The sequence below is a fragment of the Roseomonas sp. TS2 genome (genome assembly GCF_058833935.1).
The window spans coordinates 1-5478 of sequence record NZ_JCACVY010000236.1 but is presented as its reverse complement, the minus strand read 5'-3'; the positions used below and the strand labels follow the sequence as shown (position 1 = coordinate 5478).

Below are 5478 nucleotides of genomic sequence, written 5' to 3'. Positions count from 1 at the left end.
CGGTGGCGGGGTCCAGCGCCAGCATCTCGGCCATGCCGGTGGCGACGTAGAGCGTGCCGTCGGCGAAGGCGCAGCCGGCGCCGACGGCGCCCGTGTCGTCATCCTCGGGCCGCGTGTCGAAGCGCCAGCGGCGGCCGCCCGAGGCGAGGTCGAAGGCCGAGACCACGCCATAGGCGTCGGCCGCGAACACCGTGCCCTGGGCGATGACGGGGCCGGCGGTGATGCGCCGGCGGTAGGAGCTGCCGGTGCCCACCGAGGCGCGCCAGGCTTCCGCCAGGCGCGGGCCCACGGCGTTGTGGCCGGCATCGTGCGTGGCGCCGCCACCGGGCTGCGGCCATTCGGCCCGCGCCTGGGGCGGCGGCAGCGCCACGGGGCGGCCGGCGATGCCGGCATCGGCCGCCAGTTCCCGCTGCGCCGTCAGCACCGAGTGGCGCTCGCCCGGCAGCGGCGGCTTGCTGTCGCCGAAAACGCCGTCCAGCAGGCCGCAGCCGCTCAGCAGGCCGGCGCCACCCAGCAGCGCGGCGCGCCGCGTCCAGATCTTCCTGTCCCGCATCATACCCCCAATCCCGCCGCGAGGCGGCTGGCGCGGTCGCGCAGGCCGCGCGGCGCGTTCACATCGGCCGCCAGGGCCTCCAGGTCACGCTTGGCCTCGGCGGTCTCGCCGCGCCGGATGGCGAGCAGCGCCCGCAGCTCCCGCGCCGAGGCGCGCCAGGGGCTACCCGTCGGCCCGCCCGCCTGGGCCAGCGGCTCCAGCCGGGCGGCGAGCAGCGCCGGGTCCTGGCTGTCCATGCCGTGCAGCGCCCACATCAGGCTGGCGAGGTCGCGGTAGAGCTGCGGCGCGGCGCTGTCGGACGCCACCTGGTCCCACATCGCCAGGGCGGCCGCGCGGTCGCCCGTCTCGGCCTTCAGCGCGGCGGCGCGCAGCAGGGAGAGGAGGCGGTAGCCGGCCGGGCTCTCGGCGGCGAGGGCGGCGAAGCGGTCGCCCACCGCCTTCAGGTCGGCGCCCTGCGTCTCGGCGGCGCGGTGCGCCTCCAGGAAGGTCGTGGCCGCCTGGCTGGCCTGCCGCTGCTCGTACCACCGCCAGCCCTGCCATCCGCCCAGGCCGACCAGAACCAGCAGCGCCACGCCGGCCAGCATGCCGCCATATCGCACACCCAGCTGCCGGGCCCGTTCGGCCCGCAGCTCCTCCTGCACTTCGTCGAAGATATCCGGCAAGGTCCGGCCTCTGTGAAAAGTGGCGCGGACCATAGCGGCAGCGGCGCGCCACGTTAAGCCTCTGGCGGCGGAGCTTCGGCGGCGGGGCCGGGCGGCCCCGCCCCGCCCCGGCCCCGGGGCCTCAGCTGTGGAAGCTGACGGGGCGGCCTTCCGGGGCGCCCAGCGCCGTGTCGTCGCGCATCGCCACATGGCCGCGCACCACCGTCATCACCGGCCAGCCGGTGACGCGCTGGCCGGCGAAGGGCGTCCAGCCGCAGGGCGAGGCGATCCAGCTCTCCTCGATGGTGCGGGCGCGCTTCATGTCGACGATGGTGAAGTCGGCATCGTAGCCGGCGGCCAGCCGCCCCTTGCCCACCGCGCCATAGACGCGGGCCGGGCCGGCGGCCATCAGGTCCACCAGCCGGCCGAGCGAGAGGCGGCCGGCGTTCACATGGTCCAGCATCAGCGGCACCAGGGTCTGCACGCCGGTCAGGCCGGCGGCGGTGGCTGGCCAGGGGCGCTCCTTGGCGGCCCGGCTGTGCGGCGCGTGGTCGGAGCCGATGCAGTCCACCGTGCCGTCGCGCACGGCGGCCCAGGCGGCCTCCTGGTGGCGGGCGTCGCGGATCGGCGGGTTCATCACCGCGTAGCCGCCGAGGCGGTCATAGGCCTCGTCCGTCTGGCTGAGGTGGTTGACCAGCACCTCCACCGTGGCGACGTCGCGGAAATCCTTCAGGTAGCCCAGCTCCTCGGCGGTGGAGACGTGCAGGATGTGGGCGGGGCGGCCGGTCTCGCGCGCCAGCGCCATCAGCCGGCGGGTGCCGAGGAAGGCGCATTCCACGTCGCGCCACTCGGCATGCAGGCGGTGCGGGCCGCCGGCGGCGTAGAGCGGCTTGCGCTCCTGCAGCCGGTACTCGTCCTCCGAGTGGTAGGCGATGCGGCGGCGGCCGGAGCGCATCACCCGCTCCAGCGAGGCATCGTCCTCCACCATCAGGTCGCCGGTCGAGGAGCCGGCGAACACCTTGATGGCGCAGACATCCGGGTTGGCCTCGAGCGCCGCCAGGGCGCCGATGTTGGAGCGCGCGGCGCCGACATAGAAGCCGATGTCGCACCAGGCGCGGCCCTTCACATAGGCGCGCTTGTCCTCCAGCGCCTGCTGGCCGGTGATGGCCGGGCTGGTGTTGGGCATGTCGAACACCGCCGTGATGCCGCCGAGGATGGCGGCCTTCGTGCCGGTCTCGATGGTCTCCACCGCCGGGTCACCGGGATCGCGCAGGTGCACATGCGGGTCGATCAGGCCAGGGAGGATGTGCAGCCCGGCGCAGTCCAGCACCTCGGCCGCCTCGGCCATCCGCAGGTCGCCGAGCGCGGCGATGCGGCCGGCGCGCACGCCGACATCGACCTCCTCCTCGCCCCAGGGGAGCACGCAGCGTCCGCCGCGCAGGATGAGATCGTAGCTGGTCATGCGGAGCATTCCTCTCGGATGGGGCCGGTCGTGGCCTTCTCTCTAGGCAGTTTCCGCCCCGGGGGCGACCCCCGACCGCGGCTCTGCTATCCGCATCCGGCACGACCGGGAGACCAACGCCATGCCCCAGACCGGATTCTCCGAGGCGCTGCGCCGCGCCTGCGCCGAGGACTGGAACGCCGCCATCCGCCACCGTTTCGTCGACGCCATGCTGGACGGCACGGCCGAGCCGGCGCGGATGCGGGCCTACCTGGTGCAGGACTACCAGTTCATCGACCGCTTCGTGGCCCTCCTCGGCGCCGCCATCGCCAGCGCCGACAGCTACGCCGCCCGCCTGCGCCTCTCCGGCTTCCTGGCGATGATCACCAGCGACGAGAACACCTACTTCCAGCGCGCCTTCGACGCGCTCGGCGTGCCGGAGGCCGAGCGCACCGCCCCCGTGCTGAGCGGCACCACCCGCGCCTTCCAGGATCTGATGCGGGAGGCGGCGGAGAGCCGCTCCTACGCCCGGGCGCTCTCCGTGCTCGTGGTGGCGGAGTGGCTCTACCTCGCCTGGGCCAGCCGCCGCAGCGGCCCCCTGCCGCCGGATTTCGTCCATGCCGAGTGGATCACCCTGCACGACAACGACTTCTTCCGGGGCTTCGTCGGCTGGCTGCGCTCCGAGCTGGACCGGGTGGGGCCGGCGGAGGAAGCCGCCTGCGCCACGCTGTTCCGCCGGGCGGTGCGGCTGGAGCGGCAGTTCTTCGACGATCTGTACGCGTAGGAAGAAAAAGGCCGGGGGAAGGAATTCCCCCGGGCCCCCATCTTTTTTCTGCCGGTTGAGCGATACGTGGGTGGGCGGCGTGCCGCCTGGACGCTTCCCTTATCGCGCGGCCAGGTAGGCGAAGGTGTCGCCCTCCGGCATCACCCCCTCCACATGCCGGCGGTGCCAGAGCGCGTAGAACAGCAGGTGCCAAGCGGCGAAGCCCTCGCGCTTGCCGGCGGCGGCCTTGAACAGCGCCACCACCTTCTCCGGGCGGGCAATCTCCATCACCCCCGGCTGCGCCGCCACCAGCGGGCCGAGCTGCTCGCCCCGGGCACCGATCCAGGCGCCCACCGGCACGGTGAAGCCCTGCTTCGGCCGGTGCGGCTCGGCGGCGGGGAAGTTCCGCGCCAGCCACTCGCGCAGCAGCCACTTGCCGGCGCCCTTGCGCACCTTCAGCCCGTCCGGCAGGCGGAACACCGCCTCGGCCACGGCACTGTCGAGGAAGGGGGTGCGGCCTTCCGCGCCATGCGCCATCAGGCAGCGGTCGAGCTTGATCAGCAGGTCGTTGGGCAGCCAGTCGGCGACATCGAGCGCCTGGGCGGCCATCAGCCGGGTGCGGCCGGGCAAGGCCACGGCGGCCTCGGCGGCGGCGATGCCGTCCCGCCAGCCGGTCGGCGCCGCGCGCAGCACGTCCAGCCGGTCGAAGGCGCCACGGGTGCGGGGCGCCTTGCCGCCCAGCCACCAGGGGCGCATCGCGGCGCGGTAGCGTCCATAGCCGCCCAGCAGCTCGTCCCCGCCCTCGCCGGAGAGCACCACCTTCACCGCCTGCCGCGCCCGCCGCGCCAGGAACCAGGTGGGGATGATGGCGTAGTCCGCCGCCGGGTCGTCCATGGCGGCGACGATCTCGGGCAGGTGGCGCCACACATCGGCCTCGCCCACCATCACCGTCTCGTGCCGGGCGCCGGCGGCGCGGGCCAGGGTGGCGGCGCGCTCGCGCTCATCGGCGGCGCCGGGAATGTCGAAGCCGGCGGTGAAGGCGCGCACCGGCGCCTCGTTCAGCCGCGCCATCATCGCCAGCACCGCGGCGCTGTCCGTGCCGCCCGAGAGGAACATGCCGTAGGGCACGTCGCTCCGCTGGTGCAGCTCGACGCTGGAGCGGAAGGCAGCCTCGAAGCGCGCCAGCGCCTCGGCCTCGGTGGTGGCGACCGGCCCGCCCTCGGGCAGGGCGGCGCGGCGCCGGCGCTCCAGCACCTTGCCTTCCGAGATGGCGATGGTCTCGCCCGGCAGCACGCGCCGGATGCCCTCGAAGATGGTCTCCGCGCCGGTGGTGAACTGCATCTGCAGCAGCTCGGCCCGCGCCTCGGGGCGCAGCCTCGGCGCCACCAGCCCGGCGCCGATCAGCGCCTGCGGCTCGGAGGCGAAGGCGATGCCGCCCGGCAGCTCGGCGGTGTAGAGCGGCTTGATGCCGAAGGGGTCGCGCGCCAGCACCACCTGCCGGGTGGCGCGGTCGTGCACCGCCAGCGCGTACATGCCGCGCAGCCGCTCGGCGAAGGCCAGCCCGTCGCGCCGGAACAGGTGCAGCGGCGGCTCGCAGTCGCTGCCGGTGGCGCAGAGGAGCTGGTTCTCGGTGCGCAGCTCCCGGTAGTTGTAGACCTCGCCATTGCCGACCAGCGCGGCAGGCCCGGCGAAGAGCGGCTGGTCGCCGCCCGCCAGGTCGATGATGGCCAGCCGGGTGTGCGCCAGCGCCACATTGGCCGCCACATGGTGGCCGGCGCCATCGGGGCCGCGATGCGCCAGCGCGTCGGTCAGGCGCTGCAGCAGCGCCGCATCCGGCACGGCGCGCCCATGCAGCGAGAGGCCGGCGATTCCGCACATGGCTCAGCCCCCCCGGCCGCGTGGCATGGCGGCGAAGCGTCGGGACAACGGGGAAGGAGCCGCCCGTGGGGGCCGGAGCATCGGTCCCGGCCGCCCCGGGCGGGGCTGGGTCTGCGGCAGCATCGGGGCCATGCGCATGAAATTCTCAACCCTACCAAGCGGCTCGGGGGGGTTCCTGTCAAGGCACGACAAGGCGGGGCGG

At 74.4% G+C, this 5478-nt stretch carries 5 protein-coding genes; 1 reads left to right on the top strand and 4 read right to left on the bottom strand.

Going from position 1 to position 5478, the window contains the following annotated elements; all coding sequences use genetic code 11:
- From ACZJYS_RS22200 to ACZJYS_RS22190, 3 genes are all read right to left on the bottom strand, one after another.
- Nucleotides 1-556, bottom strand: a 556-nt coding sequence (locus ACZJYS_RS22200) for an outer membrane protein assembly factor BamB family protein (protein WP_493180352.1), incomplete at its 3' end; no start/stop codon positions are given.
- Entirely contained in the window at nucleotides 553-1215 is a 663-nt protein-coding gene (locus ACZJYS_RS22195; RefSeq protein WP_493180351.1) for a tetratricopeptide repeat protein, read from the bottom strand. The genes ACZJYS_RS22195 and ACZJYS_RS22200, both read right to left, overlap by 4 nt.
- Nucleotides 1216-1336: 121 nt before the next feature.
- The gene (locus ACZJYS_RS22190; RefSeq protein WP_493180350.1) at nucleotides 1337-2656 is read right to left on the bottom strand and encodes a dihydroorotase; all 1320 of its coding nucleotides are present in this window, start codon (nucleotides 2654-2656) and stop codon (nucleotides 1337-1339) included.
- Between the two features lie 121 nt (nucleotides 2657-2777).
- Between ACZJYS_RS22190 and ACZJYS_RS22185 the strand changes: the two genes are divergently transcribed.
- A complete protein-coding gene (locus tag ACZJYS_RS22185; RefSeq protein WP_109516801.1) occupies nucleotides 2778-3419 on the top strand; it encodes a TenA family protein in 642 nt (213 codons plus the stop codon).
- Between the two features lie 99 nt (nucleotides 3420-3518).
- On the opposite strand, the gene asnB is transcribed toward ACZJYS_RS22185, so the two are convergent.
- Entirely contained in the window at nucleotides 3519-5276 is a 1758-nt protein-coding gene (gene asnB, locus ACZJYS_RS22180) for an asparagine synthase (glutamine-hydrolyzing) (protein WP_379649970.1), read from the bottom strand.
- Nucleotides 5277-5478: the final 202 nt, after the last annotated feature.